This is a genomic window from [Zimmermannella] alba NBRC 15616, from assembly GCF_001570905.1.
Taxonomy (GTDB): domain Bacteria; phylum Actinomycetota; class Actinomycetes; order Actinomycetales; family Microbacteriaceae; genus Pseudoclavibacter; species Pseudoclavibacter albus.
This window is the reverse complement of sequence record NZ_BCSO01000006.1, coordinates 38912-62923: the sequence shown is the minus strand read 5'-3', so window position 1 is coordinate 62923 and position 24012 is coordinate 38912. Positions and strand designations below refer to the sequence as shown.

The 24012-nt window shown below is 64.1% G+C and carries 20 protein-coding genes; 14 read left to right on the top strand and 6 right to left on the bottom strand.

Going from position 1 to position 24012, the window contains the following annotated elements:
* The first annotated feature begins 152 nt into the window (after positions 1-152).
* The 5 genes from ZAL01S_RS05610 (at position 153) to ZAL01S_RS05595 (ending at position 3553) form a co-directional block, all read left to right on the top strand.
* Positions 153-623, top strand: coding sequence for a hypothetical protein (locus tag ZAL01S_RS05610; RefSeq protein WP_066080977.1), 471 nt, complete (start codon positions 153-155; stop codon positions 621-623).
* Between the two features lie 244 nt (positions 624-867).
* Positions 868-1164: a helix-turn-helix domain-containing protein gene (locus ZAL01S_RS05605; protein ID WP_083523106.1), complete on the top strand. Its 297-nt coding sequence runs from the start codon at positions 868-870 to the stop codon at positions 1162-1164.
* A 6-nt stretch (positions 1165-1170) separates the two neighbouring features.
* On the top strand, positions 1171-1734 hold the full coding sequence (locus ZAL01S_RS10770) for a HipA N-terminal domain-containing protein (protein WP_083523105.1): 564 nt from the start codon (positions 1171-1173) through the stop codon (positions 1732-1734).
* Between the two features lie 87 nt (positions 1735-1821).
* A complete protein-coding gene (locus tag ZAL01S_RS05600) occupies positions 1822-2094 on the top strand; it encodes a helix-turn-helix domain-containing protein (RefSeq protein ID WP_066080970.1) in 273 nt (90 codons plus the stop codon).
* Between the two features lie 226 nt (positions 2095-2320).
* On the top strand, positions 2321-3553 hold the full coding sequence (locus ZAL01S_RS05595; protein WP_066080967.1) for an AAA family ATPase: 1233 nt from the start codon (positions 2321-2323) through the stop codon (positions 3551-3553).
* A 163-nt stretch (positions 3554-3716) separates the two neighbouring features.
* On the opposite strand, the gene ZAL01S_RS05590 is transcribed toward ZAL01S_RS05595, so the two are convergent.
* Entirely contained in the window at positions 3717-4295 is a 579-nt protein-coding gene (locus ZAL01S_RS05590) for a TetR/AcrR family transcriptional regulator (RefSeq protein ID WP_066080964.1), read from the bottom strand.
* A 92-nt stretch (positions 4296-4387) separates the two neighbouring features.
* Positions 4388-5821: an XRE family transcriptional regulator gene (locus ZAL01S_RS05585; protein ID WP_066080961.1), complete on the bottom strand. Its 1434-nt coding sequence runs from the start codon at positions 5819-5821 to the stop codon at positions 4388-4390.
* A gap of 253 nt (positions 5822-6074) precedes the next feature.
* Here ZAL01S_RS05585 and ZAL01S_RS05580 point away from each other — a divergent pair, with 253 nt between their 5' ends.
* The gene (locus tag ZAL01S_RS05580; RefSeq protein ID WP_066081119.1) at positions 6075-7934 is read left to right on the top strand and encodes a phosphoenolpyruvate carboxykinase (GTP); all 1860 of its coding nucleotides are present in this window, start codon (positions 6075-6077) and stop codon (positions 7932-7934) included.
* 206 nt (positions 7935-8140) lie between these two features.
* Positions 8141-9160: an alcohol dehydrogenase AdhP gene (adhP, locus tag ZAL01S_RS05575; protein ID WP_066080957.1), complete on the top strand. Its 1020-nt coding sequence runs from the start codon at positions 8141-8143 to the stop codon at positions 9158-9160.
* 73 nt (positions 9161-9233) lie between these two features.
* On the opposite strand, the gene ZAL01S_RS05570 is transcribed toward adhP, so the two are convergent.
* A complete protein-coding gene (locus ZAL01S_RS05570) occupies positions 9234-9641 on the bottom strand; it encodes an amidohydrolase family protein (RefSeq protein ID WP_159421604.1) in 408 nt (135 codons plus the stop codon).
* Positions 9642-9807: 166 nt separating this feature from the next.
* On the opposite strand from ZAL01S_RS05570, the gene valS reads away from it, so the two are divergent.
* The 5 genes from valS (at position 9808) to ZAL01S_RS05545 (ending at position 16612) form a co-directional block, all read left to right on the top strand.
* Positions 9808-12417 (top strand): valine--tRNA ligase, encoded by a 2610-nt coding sequence (gene valS / locus ZAL01S_RS05565; RefSeq protein WP_066080951.1) that lies wholly within the window; start codon positions 9808-9810, stop codon positions 12415-12417.
* Positions 12418-12678: 261 nt separating this feature from the next.
* Entirely contained in the window at positions 12679-13518 is an 840-nt protein-coding gene (locus ZAL01S_RS05560) for a PRC and DUF2382 domain-containing protein (RefSeq protein ID WP_066080948.1), read from the top strand.
* 223 nt (positions 13519-13741) lie between these two features.
* Positions 13742-14197 carry a PRC-barrel domain-containing protein gene (locus tag ZAL01S_RS05555; protein ID WP_066080945.1) on the top strand — a complete coding sequence of 152 codons (456 nt, stop codon included), beginning with the start codon at positions 13742-13744 and terminating at the stop codon, positions 14195-14197.
* Positions 14198-14237: 40 nt separating this feature from the next.
* Positions 14238-14489, top strand: a complete 252-nt coding sequence (locus ZAL01S_RS05550) for a hypothetical protein (protein WP_066080942.1) — start codon at positions 14238-14240, stop codon at positions 14487-14489.
* Positions 14490-14530: 41 nt separating this feature from the next.
* Positions 14531-16612 (top strand): M3 family metallopeptidase, encoded by a 2082-nt coding sequence (locus ZAL01S_RS05545; protein ID WP_244875345.1) that lies wholly within the window; start codon positions 14531-14533, stop codon positions 16610-16612.
* A gap of 66 nt (positions 16613-16678) precedes the next feature.
* Here ZAL01S_RS05545 and ZAL01S_RS05540 read toward each other — a convergent pair whose 3' ends face one another.
* The 3 genes from ZAL01S_RS05540 to ZAL01S_RS05530 all read right to left on the bottom strand — a co-directional run bounded on the left by ZAL01S_RS05540 (position 16679) and on the right by ZAL01S_RS05530 (position 21121).
* On the bottom strand, positions 16679-18004 hold the full coding sequence (locus tag ZAL01S_RS05540; protein WP_066080939.1) for an MFS transporter: 1326 nt from the start codon (positions 18002-18004) through the stop codon (positions 16679-16681).
* Positions 18005-18068: 64 nt separating this feature from the next.
* Entirely contained in the window at positions 18069-19280 is a 1212-nt protein-coding gene (locus tag ZAL01S_RS05535) for a M20 metallopeptidase family protein (protein WP_066080937.1), read from the bottom strand.
* 131 nt (positions 19281-19411) lie between these two features.
* Entirely contained in the window at positions 19412-21121 is a 1710-nt protein-coding gene (locus ZAL01S_RS05530; protein ID WP_244875344.1) for a PHP domain-containing protein, read from the bottom strand.
* A gap of 263 nt (positions 21122-21384) precedes the next feature.
* Between ZAL01S_RS05530 and ZAL01S_RS05525 the strand changes: the two genes are divergently transcribed.
* Positions 21385-22344, top strand: a complete 960-nt coding sequence (locus tag ZAL01S_RS05525) for a hypothetical protein (RefSeq protein ID WP_066080932.1) — start codon at positions 21385-21387, stop codon at positions 22342-22344.
* A 222-nt stretch (positions 22345-22566) separates the two neighbouring features.
* Positions 22567-23940, top strand: coding sequence for an aspartate aminotransferase family protein (locus ZAL01S_RS05520; RefSeq protein WP_066080927.1), 1374 nt, complete (start codon positions 22567-22569; stop codon positions 23938-23940).
* Positions 23941-24012 lie beyond the last annotated feature (72 nt).

The following is a 24012-nucleotide window of genomic DNA, read 5'->3' as shown; positions in this document are numbered from 1 at the left end:
CCGTTCGGTTCTAGTGAGCGGATGCCAAAGCATCTGCCGTTCTTCCGAAGACTCCCCGTTGATGGCGGATCGCAGTCGTTGCCGGACAGTCTACGGGAGCTTTGTCGGTGGTGTGTGTTTGGATTCGGGAACCCCACACAGAAGGAGATCTTGTGACGATGTCGCTGCGCGGTACGACTGCCGTGGTCAGCCTTGCGCTGGCTGCTCTTGCCCTCACGGGATGTCAGGCTGAGGCCTCTTCGCTGTCGCCGAGCGAAGTGGCAGCGCCGAGCGAGGCAGCGCCCTCGACTCCCGCGAGCACGGCTGTGACCTGTGCCGACATCACGGCAAAGACCGACGAGATCCAGACGGAAATCGAAACTGCCGTCACGACGATCACCAACGGTGATGTGGCGGGTGGCACAGCTGATCTCCAGGGCGTCGCGGATGACGCGAAGCAGCTTGCGGAGGGGATCGACGACCCGCAGCTCAAGACGCGCGTGGATGCAGTGACCGCCAAGCTCGATGAGATCACCACCATGCTGCAGGACGGCATGAGCTGGTCGGAGGCTGGTGCCCTCGCGGCGAAGTCGAGCGAGCTGCAGACCGCCGCGGGCGAGCTCTCGAAGTACTGCGACCAGTAGAAGTGTCTTCAGGGCACCCACCAACGACGAGCGAGAACCTGTCCCCGCTCGCACGCACAGCGTGAACAACAACGCAACATCGGTTTCTCCGTCCAGTAAGTGCCAGCCGAACTGCTGACACCACCGGCTATGCGTGCTACACACGTTGTTTCCACGCAGAACTGCTGACCTACCAATCGCGAGGACAACTAGCAGCCCCACAACTACTCACATTTGACCTGGTTTGCGGCCTATAGTGTCAAATATGAGCACCACCAGGAAGCGGACACCGCGCGCAGTTGAATCCGCACTACTGCAGATCGGCGAAAACATGCGCATGTGGCGCACGCTCAACGGCGTCTCCCGTGAACTCGTCGCGCTGCGTTCCGGCGTCAGCGTCGCCACCATTCGACGCCTCGAAGCCGGCGAAGGGGCAAGCCTCGAGAACCTCCTCCGCATCGCGCGAACCGTGCCGATCATGGATCAGATCGTGTCAGCCACCGACCCCTACGAGCACAGCCGCGGCCGCGCGCTCATGACCACCCGCACTCTCAAGGACTAGACCACCATGTCTGCCACGGCCCCCATCCTCGTGACCTCCCTGGAAAGAGGCCACGAGCAACCCGTGGGCACCTGGTACCCACATCCACGCAGCGGCGGAGTCTTCACATACGACACCAACTGGGTAGTCAACGGCTACGCACTCTCTCCAACACTTCCCCTCGTCACCGGCGCACAACCCCTCGTGGCTGAGGCAGGCCGTATCCCGCAAGTGTTTTCCGATTCGGCACCCGACCGTTGGGGCAGAGGCGTCATCCAACGAGCCTGGCAGAACGAAGGCCGAGGCAAACCCAGCGACATTGACTGCCTCCTTGCAGTCAACGATCGACTCCGCATGGGCGCACTCCGCTATACCCACGACGGAGAACACCTCGACACCAGCTCCCGCATCCCCAAAATGCTGGACCTCGAACGCCAAGACCGCCATGTTGCACCAGGGTTCGTCGGCCCACCGCGACAACACGCCCGAAACCACGTCCCAGATACCCCAACCCGGATTGACCTCGCACCTGCACCGGGAACCACAGAGACTGCATGCGCACGATGCGGCCGCCCCCCTTCGCTCTGCTGAGTCAATCGCGCGCGGAATCGGACCAAGCTGCGCCAACCACTAAGCCAGTTCGAAAAGACCCGGAGTCCCAAAGTTAGGCTGACTCATATGGTCAGCCGCCCTTTCCTCCACAACCGTGAACGCCTCGCGTCCACGGTCACCCAGGCGCGCACCGAACGACACTGGACCACCGCCACACTCGCGCAACGAGCAGGCGTCGGACCCCGCTTCATCGAGTCCATCGAAGCCGCAGAACACAGGCCAGAACTCGCCAAGGTCCTCGCCGTCCTCAACGCACTCGACATCGAACCCCGAGCGATCCCCACACCCCACCACTGGACCGCGGGCCCTGACCCTGACGGAACCTCCCATGAGCTCTGACATTCTCGAAGACTTTCGCGACGGGGAGCACGTGGGACAGTTCCACCGAAACGATGACCACCGCGTCACGTTCCACTACGACAGCGCTCACCGGTGAGCAACCTCAAGACCACACCTCTGACACCACTTGCTGGCACACGTGCTCGGCAGCCTTCATCTTCGACCAACAGGTACAGCATCCAATCTTGCTATACATTGACCCTTGTATAACAACCCTGGAGGTTGCGTGGACACCACTCCCCTGAGCCCCTATCGCCCCGGCTTCGGCGCGCGTCCGCTCGTCGTCGCGGGTCGCGAGCAGCTGCTGCGCGAGACGAAGCACGCCATGGTCGCGATGACGAGTTTCAACCAGCCGCACTTCGCGCCGATCGTGCTCGTGGGCCCGCGAGGTATGGGGAAGACCGTGAGCCTTGGCCTCATCGAGGAGCAGGCCCGGGATCACGGCTTCGCGACCGCATCCCTGAGTTTTGTCGCGAGTGGCCGCAACAACACGCAGCAGCTTGCGACGAGTGTTGCCGAAAGCCTCGAAGATGGGCTCGATGCCGAGCGTCCCCTCATGAAGAAGCTCGCGCACTACCTCGCCGGGTTCTCGATCGAGATCAATACGGGATTCGTCACGGTCACGAAGGAGTTCCAGGACGGCGACCACCGACCGATGGGGCTCGCGGAAACCCTCGAGACCGCCACCGCCGCGCACGTCGAAAACGGCAAGGCTGGTCTCATGCTGCTTATCGACGAGCTTCACACCGGCTCCCCCGCCGACATCAACATGCTCTACATGGCGACGCAGCACATGATTCAGCGTTCGAAGCATCCCTTCGCCATCATCGCGGCGGGCACACCCGACACACCGGTCATTATTGGCGCCTCCGGCAGCAGCTTCGGCGAGCGAAGCCAGTTCCTGCCCGTGAGCAGCCTCGATCCGGATGCGGCGCTCGAGGCGCTCGTCGAACCAGCGCGACGCGTGGGGGTCTCGTGGTCCCCCGAAGCGATTGAACTCACGCTCAGCGCAGCGCAAGGAAATCCGTGGCGCATCCAGCAGCTCGGGGACGCGAGCTGGCGAGCCGCCGAAGAGATGGACGCGCAGCTCACGAACGGGAGCACGATCACCACGGCGATGGCCTCACGCGCGATCGAGTCCGTGGCAAAGTCCCTCGAACAGGGGTCCTTCCCGAGCCGGTGGCGAAACGCGAGCCCAGCCGAGCGCGAGTACCTCACGGCTATGGCGCAGGTCATGGGCCCTGACTACATCGCGCAGGCGCGCGACCTCAACGCACTCCTCGGGAAGACCGCCCAAGACACGAGTGAGCTCCGCCGCCGCCTCATCAACAAGGGCCTCATCGCATCCCCGCAGCGGGGCGCGCTTCGCTTCACTGCTCCGGGATTCGACCGGTACCTCCTCGAGCTGCACGGCCTCACCCGGCTCAGTGCCGCCGACATTGCGGCGCTCCACGAGTAGGCCCACACAGCAGGAGCGGCTGAACGTTCGTCCCCTCCACCCGAACGGTGCAGCAACCCGGTGCCACTCGATCCCGGCAGTCCATCGAGCAGCCGGGCGAGCAGCGCGACAAGCCCGCCATGTACCAGTGAAGGCAGTTGTCCGTTGAAGCGATCGGAGGGGGCTATCTCCCGGGGTTGCCATCAGCATCGATAAGGCCAAGTTCGCGGCACACTTCACGAAGATGCACGCCAAGCGGAACGCCACTCCCGCGCACCCATCGCTCCCCTGCGAGCCGCGTGGCGACGACAGCCATGAGCACCCGTACACGAGTCGCCTCCGCGGTGCGCGGCCCACCGAAGACGAGGGTGAGGAGCTGCTCGTAGCGGGCAAGGCGAGGACCGACGCCGATGAGGAGTGCATCGCGGGTCCCCATGGCGTCGCGGTGGACGATGGCCCAAGGTTTGTCTTCGTCCGGGATGCGATCACAGAGCGCAGCCACCCGCTCGAGCGCGGTTTCCGCAGCCTCCGTCCCTTCGAGGAGTTCACGCTCTGCGACATCGAGCCAGTGGTCGACCGAGGTCCACAGGAGGTCAGCCTTCGATGCGGCACGGTTGAAGAAAGAGCTGCGGGCGACGCCGGCCCGACGGGCGATGTCGTCGACGCTCGTCGCTTCGTAGCCCTGTTCCAGGAAGAGCTCGGCTGCAGCCTCGTCGATCTGCGCGCGGTCGGCGAGTGCGGGGCGTCCCCGGGATCGTGCCATGTGTCCCCTCTTCACATGCGTCGAGCGGGCGAGGAACGTCTCGCCGTTGCGCGTTCTCTAGTGAGCTTACGGTGTCTGCGAAACGCCGAGCACTACTCGCGGCGGTCGTGACGGTCGAGGAACTCGACGACTTCGCGCTGGTCGACGCCCGGGAAATCGCCCGAGGGCAGCGGCGAGAACACGTGCGCGTGAACGCGTGCACTTGGCCACGCCTTCATCGCCCAGCGTTCGTTGAGTTCCTTCGGCGCGGTCCGGCAACAGGTGGGGTCGTCCGGGCAGGTCGAGGTGAGGCGTCCACTTCCCTCACGGCCACGGAACCACCGCGCTTCGTCGAAGGGCGCACCGATCGTGATCGAGAACTCGCCACGCGTGGTGTGGCCGGTCTGCGTCGAGCACCAGTAGGTGCCCTGCGGGGTGTCGGTGTACTGGTACGTCTCGGTCGTGCGGTTGGTGCGCTCGAAGGCGCGTCGGGCTGAGAACTTGCGGCACACAAATTGGCCTTCGATGGAGCCGGTGACGTCCTCGGGCAGCGGCAGCCCGTCGTTCTCGTACACCTTCATGATCGCGCCTTGATCGTTCACGCGCAGGAAGTGCAGCGGAATATCGAGGTGGCTCGTGAGGAGGTTCGTCATGCGAAGCGCTGCCGCCTCGTGCGTCACGCCGAAGGCGTCGCGGAAGTCTTCTACCGCGAGATCGCGGCGCTTCTTCGCTTCGGCGAGGAATGCCACTGAGCGGTCGCGTGGCATGAGGCAGGCCGCGGCGAAGTAGTTGATTTCGAGGCGCTGCCGGAGGAAGTCGGCGTAGTCGCGGGGGCGGTTGTGGCCGAGGACGCGGTGCGCCATCGCCTGCAGCGCCATGGCGCGAAGCCCGTGCCCGCCAGGGATGGATGCCGGCGGGAGGTAGATGCGGCCGTTTTCCAAATCAGTAATCGACCGGGTCGAATCAGGCAGGTCATTGACGTAAATGAGCTCGAAGCCGAGGTGCTTGGCGAGCTTGGCGACTGTGTGATGCGCGAGCGCACCGCGAGCGGGCTCAACGTTCGACATGAGCCGGTCGGCAGCTTCTTCAAGCTCGGGCATGTAGTTGTTGCGTTCGCGGAGCCACAGACGCAGTTCCGTGTTCGCGCGACGAGCTTCTTCGGGTGTGAGGCTTGCTTCAACTTCACGTCGTTCAAGTTCGCGGTGCATCCCCGCGATCACCCGGAGGACGTCATCAGAGAGGCCCTTCGTGGAGCCGAGGCGAGGAAGGTTGAGTCCCGCGTACAGTTCAGAGCTCTGCGCCCGTTCAACGTCGAGCTCGAGGCGCGAACGCTCGTCGGGCGGACGGTTGGCGACAAGTTCACTCAGTTCAAGCTCGAATGCCTCCGCGAGCGCCTGCAGCACCGAGAGCTTCGGCTCGCGCTTGCCGTTCTCGATGAGCGAGAGCTGGCTCGGCAGCATGTTGACGAGTTCGCCGAGGCCCTCAAGGGTGAGCCCGCGCTCTTTCCGGAAGAAGCGGATGCGTCGTCCGAGGACGAGCTTGTCCATACGAACGCTTCCTTTCTCGAGTTGACCTGGTGGTCACCTGCGCGTTGACGCCAACAACGCGCCTTCGTGCCCTTGAGCAAAATTCTCTCGTTGTTCGAGCGTAAACCCCAGAGATCCCACCACAACAGCCCCAGATTCTTGCGAGCTTGTGAATTTTTCCGAAATTTTATAGGTGAACTGCGAGCGAAATCCTGGCGAATGCGCGACACTTGAAGGAAGCCGTTACCCACCGGAAAACGTGAAGGCACCACACATGAGCGAAACCTCCATCGTGTCCCCCGCTGACATCCCTCAGCGCTCCGAAAACCCTGAGATCAACGCTTGGGTCGCGAGCATCGCGGAGCTCACGAAGCCCGCGAAGGTTGTGTGGTGCGACGGCTCGCAGGCCGAGTTCGACCGCCTCGCCGAAGAGATGGTCGCCGCAGGCACCCTCATCAAGCTCAACGAAGAGAAGCGCCCCGGCTCGTACCTGGCTCGCTCGAACCCGGACGACGTCGCCCGTGTTGAGAGCCGCACCTTCATCTGCTCGGAGCGTGAAGAAGACGCCGGCCCCACGAACAACTGGCGTGCACCGGCCGAGATGAAGGCTGAACTCAACCCGCTTCTCGACGGTTCGATGCGCGGCCGCACGATGTACGTCGTTCCCTTCGCGATGGGCCCCCTCGGCGGCGCCATCACGCAGTACGGTGTCGAGATCACCGACTCCCCCTACGTTGTCGCGAGCATGGCGCTCATGACGCGTGCTGGTGACGAGGCGCTCAAGTACCTCACGCCCGACACCCAGTGGGTTCCGGCACTCCACACGGTGGGCTACCCGCTTGTTGACGCTGACGGCAACACGCGTGAAGACGTCGCCTGGCCGCACAACGAGACGAAGTACATCACCCACTTCCCCGAGACCCGCGAGATCATCTCGTACGGTTCGGGCTACGGCGGCAACGCCCTGCTCGGTAAGAAGTGCTTCGCCCTCCGCATCGCGAGCGTCATGGCTCGTGACGAGATGTGGATGGCCGAGCACATGCTCCTCATCAAGGTCACCTCGCCGGATGGCGTCTCGCGCAACATTGCTGCGGGCTTCCCCTCGGCCTGCGGCAAGACGAACCTCGCCATGATGCGTCCGAAGCTTCCGGGCTGGAAGGTCGAGACCCTCGGCGACGACATCGTGTGGATGCGCAAGGGCCAGGACGGCCGCCTCCACGCCATCAACCCGGAGTTTGGATTCTTCGGTGTTGCACCCGGTACGGGTTTCTCGACGAACCCGGTAGCCATGGAGTCGATCGAAAAGAACACGATCTTCACGAACGTTGCACTCACTGATGACGGCGACGTCTGGTGGGAGGGCATGACGAAGGAGGCGCCCGAGCACCTCATCGACTGGCTCGGCAACGACTGGACGCCCGAGTCCGAGACCCCCGCAGCACACCCGAACGCCCGCTTCTGCGTCCGCGCCGAGCAGTGCCCCTCGATCTCTGCCGATTGGCAGGAGGCTGACGGTGTGCCGGTCGACGCAATCCTCTTCGGTGGCCGCCGCGCCTCGAACGTCCCGCTCGTCATGGAGTCGAAGAGCTGGCAGCACGGCGCATTCATGGGCGCCACGCTCGCCTCGGAGCAGACCGCTGCCGCTGAGGGCCCGGTCGGCAAGCTTCGCCGCGACCCCTTCGCCATGCAGCCCTTCGCTGGCTACCACATGGCCGACTACTGGGGCCACTGGCTCAAGATGGGCGAAAAGCTTGGTGACAAGGCTCCGCGCATCTTCCAGGTGAACTGGTTCCGCAAGGACGAAGACGGGAAGTACCTCTGGCCCGGCTTCGGCGAGAACATCCGGGCCGTGCAGTGGATCATGGACCGCCTTGATGGCGCGGTGGACGCTGTTGACGAGCCGATCGGCTACCTCCCGAAGATTGACGACATCAACCTCGAGGGCATCGAGGTGTCCGAGCGCGACATGGAGAAGCTCTTCGACGTCCCGGCTCGCGCATGGCTCATCGAGATGGATGTCACGAGCGAGTACTTCGACGAACTCGGCGAGAAGCTGCCGGAGGCCATCCGCTCCGAGCTCGCCCGTGTCGACGCTGAGCTCAAGGACAAGCTCAAGGACAACGCCGAGGTCTAAGCACTGAGCACGTCACATTGCGGGGCGGGGTTGCGGCAAAAGCTGCAGCCCCGCCCTTCATGTTGAGAATGGTTCGTCCTTACATCCGTGAAGTTCCTCACGATGTCGCCGAAGGGCTACCACCTCGACGGATTGAGCAGTCACGATGGAAGTGCGGCAGAGGCGCCGATGCCCGTTCGGTCCCTGCCCGAGGGAAGGAACCCGCCATGAAGGCTGCAATTGTTCGCTCGTTCGATGCTCCGCTCGATGTCAACGAGATGGAGAAGCCCACGCCCGGACCGCACCAGGCGCTCGTGAAGCTCGTCGCGTCAGGCGTGTGCCACACCGACCTTCACGCTGCTGAGGGTGACTGGCCGGTGAAGCCGGCTCCCCCGTTCGTGCCCGGCCACGAAGGCGTCGGTGTAGTTGAGGCAGTCGGCCCCGACGTCGACGACCTCAAGGTTGGCGACATGGTCGGCAACGCATGGATGTGGTCGGCCTGTGGCAAGTGCGAGTTTTGCCGCCAGGGATGGGAAACGCTCTGTGCCGACGAACAACTTGGTGGCTACACGGTGAACGGCTCGTTCGGCGAGTACATGCTCGTCGATGCCCGGTACGCACCGCGCATTCCGGAGGGCGTTGACCCGATCGAGGCGGCCCCGATCCTCTGCGCTGGCGTCACCGTCTACAAGGGCCTCAAGGAAACCGAGGTGAAGCCCGGCCAGTGGGTCGTCATTTCGGGTATTGGCGGTCTCGGCCACGTGGCGGTGCAGTACGCCGTCGCCATGGGCATGCGCGTCGTGGCCGTCGACATCGCTGACGACAAGCTCGAGCTGGCAAAGAAGCACGGTGCAGAGGTCGTCGTGAATGCCAAGGACGGCGACCCGGTTCCGGCTGTCGTTGAAGCCACGCAGGGCGGCGCGCACGGCATCCTCGTGACCGCAGTCCACCCGCAGGCTTTCGATCAGGCCATTGGCATGTCGCGCAAGCTCGGCACGATTGTGTTCGTTGGCCTTCCGCCGGCGAAGACCGAGGTGCCGATCTTCGACATCGTCCTCAACCGCATCACCATTCGCGGCTCGATCGTGGGTACGCGTCAGGACATGGTCGAGGCGCTCGATTTCTTCGCTCGTGGCCTCATCAAGCCGACGCTCACCACCCGCACCCTCGACGAGATCAACGACATCTTCGACGAAATGCACCGCGGTGCCATCGATGGCCGCATCGTGATCGACTACTCGAAGTAGTACCGCGATGAACACGAGGGGCCACGCCGGTGTGCGGCGTGGCCCCTCGTCGTGCCTGGCTCGGTGGCCGGGCCTAGCGCTCGGCGACGAGCTCGCCTTCAAGGAAGGTTGCGAGCGGTCGCACGGCGGTGAGCCGCTCGAACACCTCACGCGAGCTGCCGGTGAACTCGAGCGGGTTCTCCTCGAGCAAGATGAGGTCTGCCGTCATCCCTTCGACGATCTCACGCACGCCGCCGCCCGTGTTGATGCGCTGCGAACCGAGCACCCACTGGCTCAGGTGGACGTGTTCATCCCAGAGTCCCGGCGCAAGGTAGCCGCCGTTGCCCTTGTGGACGATGGCGCCACCCGCTGCGAGGCCCTCACCAATCTCGGTGATGCGGCCACCTTCGATTCGCACATCAAGCGCCTCACCCACTCGCGACTCAGCCGACAACGAGAGATCAAGAATGTCAACGTTGCGGAGGAGCACGTGCGACATCATGCAGTCAGGCGACGCCCGTTGAGCAGTGCTCGGGTCGGCCTCCTCAACAATGTCGGTGGTCGCCCGCATGATCGTGGGAAGTTCGCTCCGCTCCGGGTAGGGTTGTCGAGGTCACATCAAGGCACCCCAGGACTCGGTGCCGCCCACATCGACAGAAGGATGGCCAATGACTTCCACGCCCGCGAATATCCCGGACAAGCCCAAGCTCGAAGGCCTCGAGTCGAAGTGGGGTGAACGTTGGGAGACGGACGGCATCCACCGTTTCAACCGTGAGGGTGCCACTCGCGCCGAGGTGTACTCGGTCGACACTCCCCCGCCGACGGCATCCGGCTCGCTCCACATTGGCCACGTGTTCTCGTACACGCACACGGATGTTGTGTCCCGCTACCAGCGCATGCAGGGTAAGCGCGTCTTCTACCCGATGGGATGGGACGACAACGGTCTTCCCACCGAGCGTCGCGTGCAGAACTACTACGGTGTGCGCTGCGACCCGTCCCTCCCCTACATCGAGAACTTCGTCCCGCCGCACGACGGTGGCGACGGCAAGTCGATCAAGGCGGCCGACCAGCAGCCGATTTCACGCCGCAACTTCATTGAACTCTGCGAAAAGCTCACGGTCGAAGACGAGAAGGCCTTCGAGGCGCTCTGGCGTCAGCTCGGTCTCTCGGTCGACTGGACGCAGACCTACCGCACGATCGGTGACGAGGCCCGTGCGCAGTCGCAGCTTGCCTTCGTGAAGAACATCGAGCGTGGCGAGGCATACCAGGCCGATGCCCCTACCCTCTGGGATGTCACCTTCCGCACCGCCGTTGCTCAGGCCGAGCTTGAGGACCGCGACCAGCCCGGCGCCTACCACCGCCTCGGCTTCACGAAGCCCGACGGCGAGAAGGTCTTCATCGAGACCACCCGCCCTGAGCTGCTTCCCGCCTGTGTTGCGCTCGTGGCCCACCCGGATGACGAGCGCTACCAGCCGATCTTTGGCACGACCGTCACGACCCCGCTCTTCGGTGTCGAGGTGCCTGTCCTTGCCCACAAGCTGGCTCAGCCCGACAAGGGCGCCGGTATCGCCATGATTTGTACCTTCGGTGACGTGACCGACGTCATCTGGTGGCGCGAGCTCAGCCTCCCGAACCGCTCGGTCATCGGCAAGGACGGCCGCATCATCGCCGAGGCACCGGAAGCCATCACCTCCGAGGGTGGCAAGGCTGCCTACGCCGAGCTCGCCGGCAAGACGATCTTCTCGGCGAAGAAGGCCATCGTTGAGATGCTGCAGGATTCGGGCGACATGGTTGGCGACCCGAAGCCCATCCAGCACCCCGTGAAGTTCTTCGAGAAGGGCGACAAGCCGCTCGAGATCGTCTCCACGCGCCAGTGGTACGTGAAGAACGGTGCGAGCGATGAGGACCTCCGCGCCCGCCTCATCCAGCGCGGTCGCGAGATGGACTTCTGGCCCGACTTCATGCGCGTGCGCTTCGAGAACTGGGTCGAGGGTCTCACGGGCGACTGGCTCATTTCGCGTCAACGCTTCTTCGGTGTGCCGATCCCGGTGTGGTACCCGCTCGACGCCGAGGGTGAGCCGATCTACGACAAGGCCATCGCGGCAACGCCCGAGCAGCTCCCGGTTGACCCCTCGACCGACGTCCCGGCCGGCTACGAGGAATCGCAGCGCGGCGTGCCTGGCGGCTTCATCGGCGAGGTGGACGTCATGGACACCTGGATGACCTCCTCCCTCACCCCGCAGCTCGCGGGTGGCTGGGAGCGCGATCCGGAACTCTTCGACCTCGTCTTCCCCTACGACGTCCGCCCGCAGGGTCAGGACATCATCCGCACGTGGCTGTTCTCGACGCTCCTTCGTTCGGAGCTCGAGCACGGCGTCGTGCCGTGGAAGAACGCCACGATCTCCGGCTTCATCGTCGACCCCGACCGCAAGAAGATGTCGAAGTCGAAGGGCAACGTGGTCACGCCGGCCGACATGCTCGACCAGCACGGTTCGGACGCCGTCCGCTATTGGGCAGCCTCGAGCCGCCTCGGCACGGATGCCGCCTTCGACCCAAAGAACCCGACGCAGATCAAGATCGGTCGCCGTCTCGCGATCAAGGTGCTCAACGCCTCAAAGCTCGTCCTCCGCTACGAGCTCGAGGGTGAGGCGAGCGTCGAGCGCGTCACCGAGCCGCTCGACCGCGCCATGCTCACCGCCCTCGGCACCGTGATCGAGCAGGCGACGGCAGCCTTCGACGAGTTCAACCACGCCCGCGCACTCGAGGTCACCGAGGCGTTCTTCTGGACGTTCTGCGACGACTACCTCGAGCTCGTCAAGGAGCGCGCCTACACGGAGGACGTCAACGACCCGGCACGCGTCTCGGCGGTTGTGGCCATGCGTCGCGCCGTGGATGTCATGCTCCGTCTGTTCGCGCCGTTCATCCCCTTCGCCACCGAAGAGACCTGGTCGTGGACGCACGAGAGCTCGGTGCACCTCGCGAGCTGGCCGGTTCCGGCAGATGCACTCGCTGCCGAGGCAGGCGACACGCGCCTGCTCGAGCTCACCAGCCAGGCTCTCACCTCGATCCGTGGTGCGAAGACCGACGCGAAGGCCTCGCAGAAGACGCCGGTGCTGCGCGCAACGATCGCGGCTCCGGCAGAGGACGTCGCGCTCCTCGAGCAAGTGCAGGGCGATCTCGCGAGCGTCGGTCGGATCGAGTCGCTGAGCTTCGAAGCTGCAGACGAGCTCAGCGTTCGCGACATCGAGCTCGGCGAGCTTCCCCCGAAGCAAGCCTAGCCAGGCCAGGCATCGAGCGGCTCCGGCGTCCCCTTCGTGGGGATGCCGGAGCCGCTCCGCATTCAGGGGATCCACTGCAGCCGATCAGACACCGCTCGGTCGACGGTCATGGGACGTGCAGTGGACGGTCATGGGACGCTGTGCCGACGGCCATGGCATCCCAATGTTCGCCTCCTAACGTCGAAGCTGTTGTTGATCAGACAGAACGCGAGATCTGCTCGCTCTGGTCAGGGACTGTTCACACCGACAGCAGGAGGACGAATGTTCACGCACGACAACATTGACCGCGTCATCGGCGCCAAGGCCATCGACTCGACCGGCGACAAGATCGGCTCGGTCGGCCAGGTGTTCCTTGACGACCGCACGAACGAGCCCACCTGGGTGACGGTCAACACCGGCCTCTTTGGCACGAAGGAAACCTTCATCCCGCTTCAGGGCGCGCAGCAGAACGGCGACGACCTTCAGGTCGCCTACGAGAAGGGTCTCGTGAAGGACGCACCGAACATCGACGTTGACAACGGCCACCTCACGCCTGAGGAAGAGGCTGAGCTCTACCGTTACTACGACCTCGGTGAAGGCACCACCACCCAGCACGGACAGCTTGGTGACGCAGACCGTGACGCTCACACGCAGGGCGTTGCTGGCCAGGGCGTTGCCGGCCAGGACGTCGCTGACCGCGACCTCGACCGCGAGCGCAACGTTGCTCACGGCGACATCGACGCAACGGCGCACGAGGAGCGTCTCAAGGTCGGCACCGAGGAGCGCCAGGCGGGCCAGGTTCGCATTCGCAAGTACGTGACCACCGAGCAGCAGCAGGTTTCGGTTCCCGTCTCAAAGGAGCGCCTCGTCGTCGACCGCGAGCCCGCTGAGGGTCGCCCGGTTGCTGGTGGCATCGACCACGACAACGCCGAGACGATCGACGAGACGATCACCCTCCGTGAGGAGCGCCCCGTGGTCGGCAAGGAGACCGTCGAGACCGAGCACGTCCGCATCGGCAAGGAGCAGGTCACCGAGCAGCAGACCGTGCAGGGTGAAGTTGCCCGCGAGCACATTGAGGTCGAAGGCGAGAACCTCGACAACAACGGTCAGGCGCGCCACTAGTTCGCACTCTGCCAGCGATCACCTTTGGCCCTGGACTTCGGTCCGGGGCCAAACGCTTGTACGCCCGCGTCCGCCACCACCACGGTCCCGGTGCTCCCCGCACGCCGCTCAAACGCAGAAGTCCCAGCTGATGACCGGCCTATGGCCAAGATCTACGCAGAACCGCTGCCTATGCTCCTCACACACAGGATCGTGAGTTCTGGGTTCAAGAAAGGAGACCGCGATGCTTCCTGCGATGCCGCTGCAGCGGCTCCTTGGGCGCCGCGTCTACGACTGCAACGGCGCGGCGCTCGGCACACTCGACCGCATTTTTCTCGACGACCGGTATCGACTCCCCAGTTGGGCCATAGTCCGAACGGGCTTTCTTTGGGGGCACAGCGCACTTGTTCCGCTGGAGGATGCCAGGATCCGCCCGCGAGGCGTTGTCGTCGCCGTCACCCGACGCGCCATTCAGCGTGCTCCCCGAATCAAACACCGCGAAGGCCATCTCACAGCCGATGAAGAAACAACGCTCTACGAGCACTACGGCATTACGGTGCCGTCCGGCGACACTGGCCCGGTCGAGGTGACTCGCGAGCCCAAGAGCCAACGTAGGCGCCGCGAGGAGCCTTCCACGGTTACCTCCGAGGGCCCGGTGGAACAGCTTGGCGCTCCAGGCCGAACATCGTCGTACACGTAAGTTGATCGTCGCAGAGCTGCGCCATGAAAGGATGTCTCGCATGCAGATCGGAACCCGCTGGCGCACAACCGAAGCTCCGCCCTCGTCCCTGCCTTCGGCGCTTCGCGACGCCGTGCTCGCGGCAGAAGCAACGCCGGATGGCTGGTGGACACTCACCTGGCTCGAAGGCCGGGCGGTTGCGGAACACGACGATGGCCTCCGGCTGCGGGAGCTTCCCGACGGTTCAGTCGGTCGCCAGAGTGCTGAGAGCGAGTTGGACGATTCAGACGAGGACGACGAACTCTTTCCATAAGGGCACCGTCTTACCGCATGGAGCGTCATACGCTGGTCGGCATGACTGATGCAATGACGCTTCCTGCTACCAACCCGTTCGCGTCACGGAGCACGCTCCCGTTTGAGATGCCGCCGTTTGACGCCATCCGTGATGAGCACTTCCGCCCTGCCCTTGAGGCTGGATTCCGTGAAGAACGTGCCGAGGTTGAGGCAATCGCGAGCAATCCTGAACCGGCAAGTTTCGACAACACGCTCGTTGCACTGGAGCGTGCTGGCGCGCTTCTCAATCGTGTGAGCACGGTCATGAACAATCTCTCCGGCACCGATAGCGACGAGTTTCTCGACGAGCTGGAGAGTGAGTACGCACCGAAGTTTGCCGCCCACAGCGACGCAATCCTGCAAAACACACGACTGGCTGAGCGGGTGCAGGCTGTCGCCAATGACCCTTCACTTGCCGAGCGCAGCAGTGAAGATCAGCGTCTGGTCACCGAGACGCTTGCCGCGTTCCGACGGGCAGGCGCGTTCCTCGACGAGGCGAGCAAGTCGCGACTGAGCGAAATCAACGGACGCCTTTCGAGCCTTGCCACGTCATTCGAGCAGCACCTGCTTGCCGACACGAACGATCTGGCTCTCGTCGTCGACAGCCGCGAGGAACTCGCGGGTCTCAGCGAAGCGGACATCGAGGCGGCTAGGGCGGTTGCGAAGGAACGCAGTCTCGACGGCAAGTTCGTGCTCACGCTCGTGCTTCCGACGAGCCAGCCGATCATGGAGTCTCTCGAACACCGCCCGACGCGCCAGCGCCTCTTCGAGGCATCTCGTGCCCGTGGTTCGCGCGGCAACGAGCACGACACCCGCGCGATCGGCCTCGAGATGGTGAAGCTTCGCGCCGAGCGCGCCGAGATCCTCGGTTACGCGAGCCACGCCGACTATGTCGCCGAGGATGCAATGGCCAAGAGCGCGAAGGCGATCACGGAACGCCTCGAGCTCCTCGTTGCTCCCGCGGCTCGAAACGCTGCCGCTGAGCAGGAGCGTCTGCAGCGCTTCATCGACGAAGAGCAGGCTGCCCGCGGCGAGGAGAGCTTCACGCTCGAACCGTGGGACTTCGCCTACTACGCGGCCAAGGTTCGTGCCCACGACTACGCGGTTGACGCGGCAGCCCTTCGCCCCTACTTTGAGGCGGAGCGCGTGCTCAAGGATGGCGTGTTCGCGGGTGCGACGGCGCTCTACGGCATCACCTTTGCCGAGCGTCACGACCTGCCGGTCTACCACGAGGACGTCCGCGTGTTCGAGGTCTCGAACGAGGACGGCTCCCCCGTGGGTCTCTTCATGCTCGACCTCTACACGCGTGACTCGAAGCGCGGTGGCGCGTGGATGACCGACTTCGTGCAGCAGAACCGTCTCGAGAACAAGCCCACCGTCGTCGTCAACGTCCTCAACGTGCCGAAGCCGCCGAAGGGCATGCCGACGCTGCTCACCTTCGACGAGACGATCACGATGTTCCACGAGTTCGGGCACGCCCTCCACGGCCTCTTTGGGCAGGTGGAGTACCCGAGCTTCGGTGGTACGAACGTGCCGCGTGACTTTGTCGAGTTCCCGAGCCAGGTGAACGAGATGTGGATGCTGTGGCCGGAGCTCGCGGCGAAGTACGCCCGTCACATTGAGACGGATGAGGCGCTCCCCCGCGAGACGATCGAGAAGATTCGTGCCGCATCACTCTGGGGTGAAGGTTTCAGCACGAGCGAGTATCTCGCCGCGACGGTCGTTGACCACGCATGGCACACGCTCTCCCGCGCAGAAGCCGACGCCGTCACCGATGTTGAGGCCTTCGAACGTGCTGCCCTCGAACGTGCGGGGCTCCTCAACCCTGTCGTTCCGCCTCGCTATTCGACACCGTACTTCCAGCACATCTTCTCGGGTGGCTACAGCGCGGGCTACTACAGCTATATCTGGGCTGAGGTGCTGGATGCCGACACGGCCGAGTGGTTCACGAAGAACGGCGCAACTCGCGAGAATGGCGAGCGGTTCCGCCGCGAAGTGCTCAGCGTTGGTGGCGCGAAGGACCCGATGGAAGCGTTCCGCTCCTTCATGGGCCGGGATGCTGAGATTCAGCCGCTCTTGAAGCGCCGCGGTCTCGCCGCATAGCGTCCCACCAACAGTGGTGGCCCCGGGGACGTTCCCCGGGGCCACCACTGTGTTCTGTGCTACGCGCTAGTGCTTGTGTGCTTCGTCGAGCACGATGCCCTTCGTCTCGCGGGTGAGGAAGACCGTGCATCCAGTGAGGATGAGCAGGCCCACCACGTAGTACGGGAAGAAGTCGAAGGCGAGGTCCGCCGACCATGCCTGCAGCATCGGCGCGGTACCGCCGAAGAGCGCCACCGCGATCGAGTAGGGAAGGCCAACTCCAGCGGTGCGAACCTCTGCTGGGAACAGCTCGGCAAACAGGGCCGGCATGATGGAGAGCGCGCCCGCGAGCAGCATCGACATGCCCGAGATGCCGAGCGTGAGCGAGACAAAGTTGTCGAGCTCGATCGCGTTGAGCGGGAGCGTGAGTGCCGCCGTCGAGAAGGCGCTCAGCATCATGACGGGCTTACGGCCCCAACGATCGGCAACGATGCCCCAGATCGGCAGAGCGATGATAAGCACGATGTTGCCGATGATGCCCGCCCACAGCGTCTCGCCGCGGTCCATGCCGAGCACCTTGTTCGCATAGGTCGGCGCGCTAATCGCCCACACGTAGTACGCGACCGTGATGCCGACGGTGAGGCCGATAACCTTGAGTGCGGCGTCCCAGTGGCGGAACAGCTGCAGGAAGATGTTTTCGCGGATGAGGCCCGCCTCCTGCGCCTCCGTGAAGTTGTCGGTCTCCTTCATGTTGCGGCGCAGGTAGAGCGTGTAGAGGCCCGCGAGCGCACCGACGACGAAGGGGATGCGCCAGCCGAAGCTGTCGAGCTGCTCCGGCGTGAGGGTCATATTGAGAATTGCGCCGAAGATGACACCGAGGAGCACACCCGCGGTACCGGAGACGTAAATCCAGCTCGACCAGAGGCCGCGGTGACGGTCGGGAGCAACCTCCGAGAGGAACACCTGCGAGGAGGGCAGCTCACCGCCGTGTGCGAGGCCCTGGATGATGCGGGCGACCACGAGCGTGAGCGAGGCGAACACGCCCACGTCGGTAAAGCTCGGGAGCGCGGCGATGAGGAGGCTGCCGAAGGATGCGAAGAGGATCGCGAGGGTGAGCGAGAACTTACGGCCGCGGCGGTCACCGATCCATCCGAAGAGGAAGCCACCGAAGGGGCGAGCGATGAAGCCGACCGCGAATGTTGCGAGCGTCTGCAGGAACGCCGAGGTCGGGTCTTCCTTCGAGAACGCCTGGGCAGCGAGGTAGACGGCAAAAGTGGTGTAGACGTTCCAGTCAAACCACTCAAGCAGATTGCCCATGCCAATGCCGATGAGGTTTTTGCGAACGGCCTGCCGTTCGGCGGGGGTGAGCTGCGACGGTGCAGCCGTTCCCGTCGTCGCGGTGGTTTCGGTCATCAAGTCTCCTTGCGTGGGGCGATGATTCGCGGTGGTTCAAATCGCATTCCGATTCGAGAGAGTGTCAGCCTACGAGGCGCGCGAGCCGGGCGCTAGCTAGTCCTGCGAGAAGTGCAGCGCCCTCCCAGAGAATGCCCTCGGTGAAGTCGGCTTGAGGTGCGTGGTTGAAGGGGCCATCTTCGACCTCGACGTCCGGGTGACCGGCGCCGATCGGGATGAAGATGCCGGGCACCTTGGCGAGCACCTTCGAGAAGTCCTCGGAGGCCGACATCGGCTCAACAGCGGTCAAGACGCGATCTTCACCGAAGAGTTCTGTGATGACCTCGCGCGCGAGTTCGCACTCCTCTGCAGCATTCACCGTCGGCGGATAGAGCAGCGTGTAGTCGATCTCGACGTCGACGCGGTGCGCCTCGGCAACCCCGCGGAGCACCCGGATTATCGCTTCCTGCATGTGACGACGCGTTTCGTCATCGAAGCTGCGCACCGTCGCTTTCACCTCGACGACATCGGGAATGACGTTCTCGATGTGGCCGCCGTTGATGGCACCAAAACTCAGGACGACTGGACGGAATGGGCTGATTTCGCGGGTGACCATCTGGTGCAGGCTGTGAATCATCGCGGCGCTCGCAGAAATCGGGTCGATCGCACGATGCGGTGTCGAGCCGTGTCCGCCCTTCCCCCGCACCCGGAAGATCACCGTGTCGGACGCGCTCATGACTGCGCCCTCACGAACTATGAACTTCCCGTGGGGAATCTGCGAACTGAACACGTGCAGCGCGTACGCGGCGCTCACTCGCGTACCGGATGCGTCAAGCACACCTTCGTCGAGCATCCGTTGGGCACCGTCATGCCCCTCTTCGCCCGGCTGAAACATGAACACGACGTCGCCGACGAGTTCCTTGCGATGAGCCGCGAGGATCTTTGCTGCGCCGACCGCCATCGTCATGTGCAGATCGTGGCCGCAGGCGTGCATGGCACCCGGAATCTCTGAAGCAAAGCTCAGACCAGTGTCCTCGGTGACCGGAAGCGCATCCATGTCACCCCGGATCAGGACGGCGGGTGCTGGAGCCACTGTCACGGCGCCACCACGTAGCACCGCGGTAATGGACGAGCTTGTTGTTCCGAGCGTGACCTCGACCGGGAGCTGCTCAAGTTCGTCCAGGAGCCGTCGCTGCGTCCACGGCAACTCGAGACCAGGCTCAGGGTGGCAGTGCAGCTCACGGCGAAGTGCGATGAGCTCGGCCTCGATCTGACGTGCGGTGTCGGAGAGATTCACGTGGATGTCCTTCCATGCCCTGCTCCGTTGCGGGCGGTTGGCATCTGTTCATTGTCGATGTTCCCTCGGTGATGAGCAAACGATGGCGGGGAGGAGCAGCGTGCTGCTCCTCCCCGCCTTCAGGGATCGACCTACTTCACGTCAATGAAGATGGGGTTCGAGTAGAACCACGTGTCGAGCCACGGGTTGCCTTCGTCTGCGGTCGGACTCACGTCGTATCCGTGAGGCTGCGGGCCAGCCGGGTCGATGTCCGCGCCGTAGTACCCGGGACCGTTTCGACGGCCATCCGATCCGCGGAACCGAACGTAGCGCGAGCTGTCGACCCCGCGCAACACGCGCTTGATCGTGAACGGTTCGCTCCCGTTGCTGCTCGTATCGATCTGCTCGCGCACCTTCGTATTCGGCGTCGTGAGCGTGTCCGGGTCGGTGACTGGTCCCGTCACGAGGCCCTCGATGATGTCGAGGTGCGCAAGTTTCGGCGTGATCCCGAACGAGTTTGCGTAGGTGGTCGGGGTAACGGTCAGCTCGATCTCAATATCCGAGCCCTTCGGTGCCTGGAGGCGTCCGCCGAGCGTGACGCCCCGCTCTGCTGAACCGACCACGCGAACGCGAGCTTCGAATCCGTTGATGAGATGACCGTGGTCGACCCACATGCGCCCGGCCCGCATCGCGTCGAGGACGCCGCGGTAGCTTCGCTCGGTGACGCCGGTGTGGGTGCGCGAGAACTGACCAGGCCAGAAATCGGATCCGCCCTGCGGGGTGTTCGTCGCAACCGGGTCGGGGCGCCGCCCCGCGACCTCGTACTTCTTCCGCTCTGAGCCAGCCGCCTGGTAGGCAGGCGTGTCGGGGTACTTGGTTTCGTCGAACCGCCACGTGTCGCGGGCCGTGAGGTGGTTGTCGCTGTTGGAAGTGATCCAGAACGGCTTGCCTTCGGCGAGCATCGAGTCCCAGAGGCCGCCGACAAGCGCCGTCATGGAGTCGAAACCGCCAAAGGTCTTGTACAGCGCCTCCGCGTAGCCGAGATAGGTGGACTGGCCGTAGCTGCCGCCAGGACCGTTCGTGTACTCGCCGCGGACGTCACCCGGGTCGACGTTCGTCGCGTAGGCGTAGGCCTGCGCCCCCGGTGCACCTTCCATCCCGATGAACAGTTCCGGCGCAGCATCGCGCCAGGCACGCATCTCGTGGGGCGAGTTGATGCCAAGACGCATCGGGTGGTTCGCGAGCACGACAATGTCATCCACGAAGCCGTTGTCCCGCTGTGTCTTGAGCCATTGGATCGCCTTGACGGCCTTGGCTTCCCAGTCTTGCTCCTGCTGTGTGCCGCGCTCGGGCTTCTCCATGCCGTTGAGGCGGCCGTCGTGGGCGAGCTGGAAGAGCCGGATGAGACGAGTGTCGTTCGTGCAGGGCGGGACGAGGAGGGTGCCGTGTTCGGCACCCGGGATCCACCATTCAAGGCCCTGGAAGATCATGAGGTTCGGACGTGCCGCACGCTCCCGAACGATCTCTGCGTGAGAGTTGAGCAGGCCACCACGGTTGGCGTAACCGATGTTTGAGTGGTCCGTGAAGGCCATCCAGTCGAGCCCGAACCTCTCAGCGTTGTCGAGCTGCATCGAGATCTTGTACTTCGCGTCGTAGCTGTACTGCGAGTGCACGTGGTGGTCACCCACGAGGTAGTCGTATTCCCCCGTGTTGTTCACTCGCGGCGCGAGCGGTGCTGCCATGGCAGCGGGAGCCTGCGACGTTCCGGCTGCACCGAGCGCCATGGTCCCTGCGATGGCTGCGGCAGCCTGCATGAGGCGACGGCGGCTGAGCGAGAGTTCGTCGAGCGCGTCATCGCTCACTTCGGAGCGAGCCCAGTCGGGGCGTTCTGGCGCATGCGAACAGCTGTTGCACATATGGATTCCTGATCTCGGGGAGTGACGAACGACATGGAGCCGAGTGGCCCTCGCGGCACGGTAATTCCCTGAGGTTCACGCGAGAAAAACTGTACGTGACCGATCATCGGCTTCCGTCTACCTACTGTTGGTCAGTCGTCCAACAGATGGCCACCTACCCCCACTACAAACAGTCCCGTCCAGGCCCTCTCGTCGAATCTCGAGGCATCATGACGTTCTCCCTCACCCGCATCGGCACGATCGCAAGCGGCATCGTTCTCGCCGCGACGCTCACTGCTACCCCGGCGGTCGCACTCCCCCAGCAGCAGAGCACGATCACACTTCGCGACGCCGCGGGTCTGCTCATTGTCGAGGGCCCCTCCGACGGCACCCCAATGTTCGAGCGAGCCATCGCGCCCGCCCCGTGCCCAAGCGGCTACAACACCTCGGCACGACTCATGTTCACGCCGGAAGGCGGCGAGCCCATTGCGATCTCAGCCGACACGAAGCTCGCCGACCCAGCAAAGCCTGCAGAGCTCACGCCGGAGATCCCCTTCATCGATGTCGCCGGTGGCGCGCCTGCTGGTGATCTCGGGATCCAGTGCCTCGCGAATGAACCCGATGACTTCCCAAACCCTGCACCCGAGATGACGACGCTCCACGTGACGTTCCCGACGGAGACCACCTACCGCGTTGACCCGCTTCCTGTGCCAGACACTTCGACGGTGACGCTCACGGTCGATCCGGTCGAGCCGAGCACCGCTCCCGCCACCGTGACCGCGAACGTGACCGTCGACCCTGCCGCAGACGGCACGATCACCTTTGTTGATGCCACGACGGGCGTCGAGCTCGGCTCGGCTGCGCTCACCAATGGCGTCGCGAGCACAGAGCTCACCCTCTCCGCGTCGGCCACGATCAAGGCACTCTTCACACCGGCGGATGCCCGGATTGTTGCCGAAAGCGAGAGTGCTCCCGTCGCGATCACGATCGCGGGCGTTCCTGCCCCCGCACCGTCCGCCTCAGCGACGTCTGACACCAACACCGCGACGACAACACCCGAGGCAACCACGGAGGGTGATCTCTCTTCCACGGGTGGGAGTGTCCTGCCTGCGCTCATCGCACTGAGCGCCGCGGCAGTGCTCCTTGGCGGCGGCTACCTCGCGCACAAGCGGCGCATCACGAACGGTTAGTTCTTCCGAACAGGGAGTTCGGGGGCACGAGCAACGAACGCTTGTGCCCCCAATTTCCTTGTATTCACTGAAAACCAAGAATCGCGGCGTCGAGTCTCTCGACATCGAAATGAATCTCCGATATTTTAGAGAGGAGAGTCACAGACGACTCCACCCCGATGCCAGGTCGATCGGGGTCACCTCGCGAATCTCGGCGCCAGACCGGCCGAGTAGGAGAACCCGATGCCCATTACCCTCGACCGCGCTCGTATTGCCGAGCTCACCGCTCGCGAAGAAGAGCGCCTCAACGCCCGCACCCAGGCTTCGAAGGCCATGTACGAGCGCGCCGCACAGCACCTCTCGGGCGGTGTCGCTTCGTCCTACCAGCTCCGTGACCCGTGGCCCATCTACATCGAGCGCGGTGAAGGCGCGAAGATCTGGGACGTCGACGGCAACGAGATGTGGGACTTCCACAACGGCTTCGGCTCGATGGTGCAGGGTCACGCGCACCCCGCCATCGGTGAGGCCATCGCCAAGCGCTACCCGATGGGTACGCACTTCGGCTGCCCCACCGACGACGACATCGTCGTTGCTGACGAGCTCGCCAAGCGCTGGGGCCTCCCCAAGTGGCGCTACACGAACTCGGGTTCGGAAGCCACGATGGACGCCATCCGTATCGCCCGCGCCGCAACCGGTCGCGACACGGTCATGAAGATCTTCGGTTCGTACCACGGCCACCACGACACCGTCATGGTGTCGATCGGTACCTCGCTCGGTGAAACCGGTCCCCGCGACAACTACAACTCGCTCGCATACGGCGGCGGCATCCCGCAGGCCACGGTCGACATGACCATCCCGGTTCCGTTCAACGACGCCGAGGCCATGGAGCAGCGCATCATCGCTCTCGACAAGGAAGGCCGCAAGCCTGCCTGCGTCATCATGGAAGCTGCCATGATGAACCTCGGTGTTGTGCTCCCCGAGCCCGGCTACCTCGAGGCGGTCCGCGAGATCACGAAGAAGCACGGCATCGTCCTCATCTTCGACGAGGTCAAGACCGGTCTCTGCATCGCTGCTGGTGGCGCAACCGAGAAGTTCGGCGTGAAGCCTGACCTCGTGACCCTCGCCAAGGCCCTCGGTGGCGGCCTCCCCTCGGGTGCCATCGGTGGTTCGGAAGAGATCATGAACTTCGTTGAAGACGGCACCGTCTACCAGGTCGGTACCTACAACGGCAACCCGCTCACCATGGTCGCAGCTCGCGCCTCGCTCGAGCAGGTCCTCACCCCCGAGGCCTACGCGCACCTTACCCACCTCAACGACCGCATCGTCAAGGGCTGCCAGGCCGTCGTCGACAAGTACGACCTCGCTGGCTACGCCGTAGGCATCGGCTCGAAGGGCTGCGTCACCTTCTCGACCGAAAAGGTCGTCGACTACGAGACGTACAAGGCCAACCAGGACGGCGAGCTCGCCGACCTCGCATGGCTCTACAACCTCAACCGCGGCATCTTCATGACGCCGGGTCGTGAGGAAGAGTGGACCCTCTCGGTCGTCCACACCGACGAGGCCATCGACCGCTACATCACTGTCTTCGATGAGATGGCTCAGGAGCTCACCGCGTAAGCGGCTGAGTCGCTCAGAGGGCCCCGAAGCGTTCCGCTTCGGGGCCCTCTTCCGTATGTTCCGCTGGAGATC

Coding starts and splice junctions, on each gene's coding strand:
- ZAL01S_RS05605 (WP_083523106.1), top strand. CDS start 868: ATGAGCACCACCAGGAAGCGGACACCGCGCGCAGTTGAATCCGCACTA.
- ZAL01S_RS10770 (WP_083523105.1), top strand. CDS start 1,171: ATGTCTGCCACGGCCCCCATCCTCGTGACCTCCCTGGAAAGAGGCCAC.
- ZAL01S_RS05600 (WP_066080970.1), top strand. CDS start 1,822: ATGGTCAGCCGCCCTTTCCTCCACAACCGTGAACGCCTCGCGTCCACG.
- ZAL01S_RS05590 (WP_066080964.1), bottom strand. CDS start 4,295: ATGGCACGATCCCGGGGACGCCCCGCACTCGCCGACCGCGCGCAGATC.
- ZAL01S_RS05585 (WP_066080961.1), bottom strand. CDS start 5,821: ATGGACAAGCTCGTCCTCGGACGACGCATCCGCTTCTTCCGGAAAGAG.
- ZAL01S_RS05580 (WP_066081119.1), top strand. CDS start 6,075: ATGAGCGAAACCTCCATCGTGTCCCCCGCTGACATCCCTCAGCGCTCC.
- adhP (WP_066080957.1), top strand. CDS start 8,141: ATGAAGGCTGCAATTGTTCGCTCGTTCGATGCTCCGCTCGATGTCAAC.
- ZAL01S_RS05570 (WP_159421604.1), bottom strand. CDS start 9,641: ATGATGTCGCACGTGCTCCTCCGCAACGTTGACATTCTTGATCTCTCG.
- valS (WP_066080951.1), top strand. CDS start 9,808: ATGACTTCCACGCCCGCGAATATCCCGGACAAGCCCAAGCTCGAAGGC.
- ZAL01S_RS05560 (WP_066080948.1), top strand. CDS start 12,679: ATGTTCACGCACGACAACATTGACCGCGTCATCGGCGCCAAGGCCATC.
- ZAL01S_RS05555 (WP_066080945.1), top strand. CDS start 13,742: ATGCTTCCTGCGATGCCGCTGCAGCGGCTCCTTGGGCGCCGCGTCTAC.
- ZAL01S_RS05550 (WP_066080942.1), top strand. CDS start 14,238: ATGCAGATCGGAACCCGCTGGCGCACAACCGAAGCTCCGCCCTCGTCC.
- ZAL01S_RS05545 (WP_244875345.1), top strand. CDS start 14,531: ATGACTGATGCAATGACGCTTCCTGCTACCAACCCGTTCGCGTCACGG.
- ZAL01S_RS05540 (WP_066080939.1), bottom strand. CDS start 18,004: ATGACCGAAACCACCGCGACGACGGGAACGGCTGCACCGTCGCAGCTC.
- ZAL01S_RS05525 (WP_066080932.1), top strand. CDS start 21,385: ATGACGTTCTCCCTCACCCGCATCGGCACGATCGCAAGCGGCATCGTT.
- ZAL01S_RS05520 (WP_066080927.1), top strand. CDS start 22,567: ATGCCCATTACCCTCGACCGCGCTCGTATTGCCGAGCTCACCGCTCGC.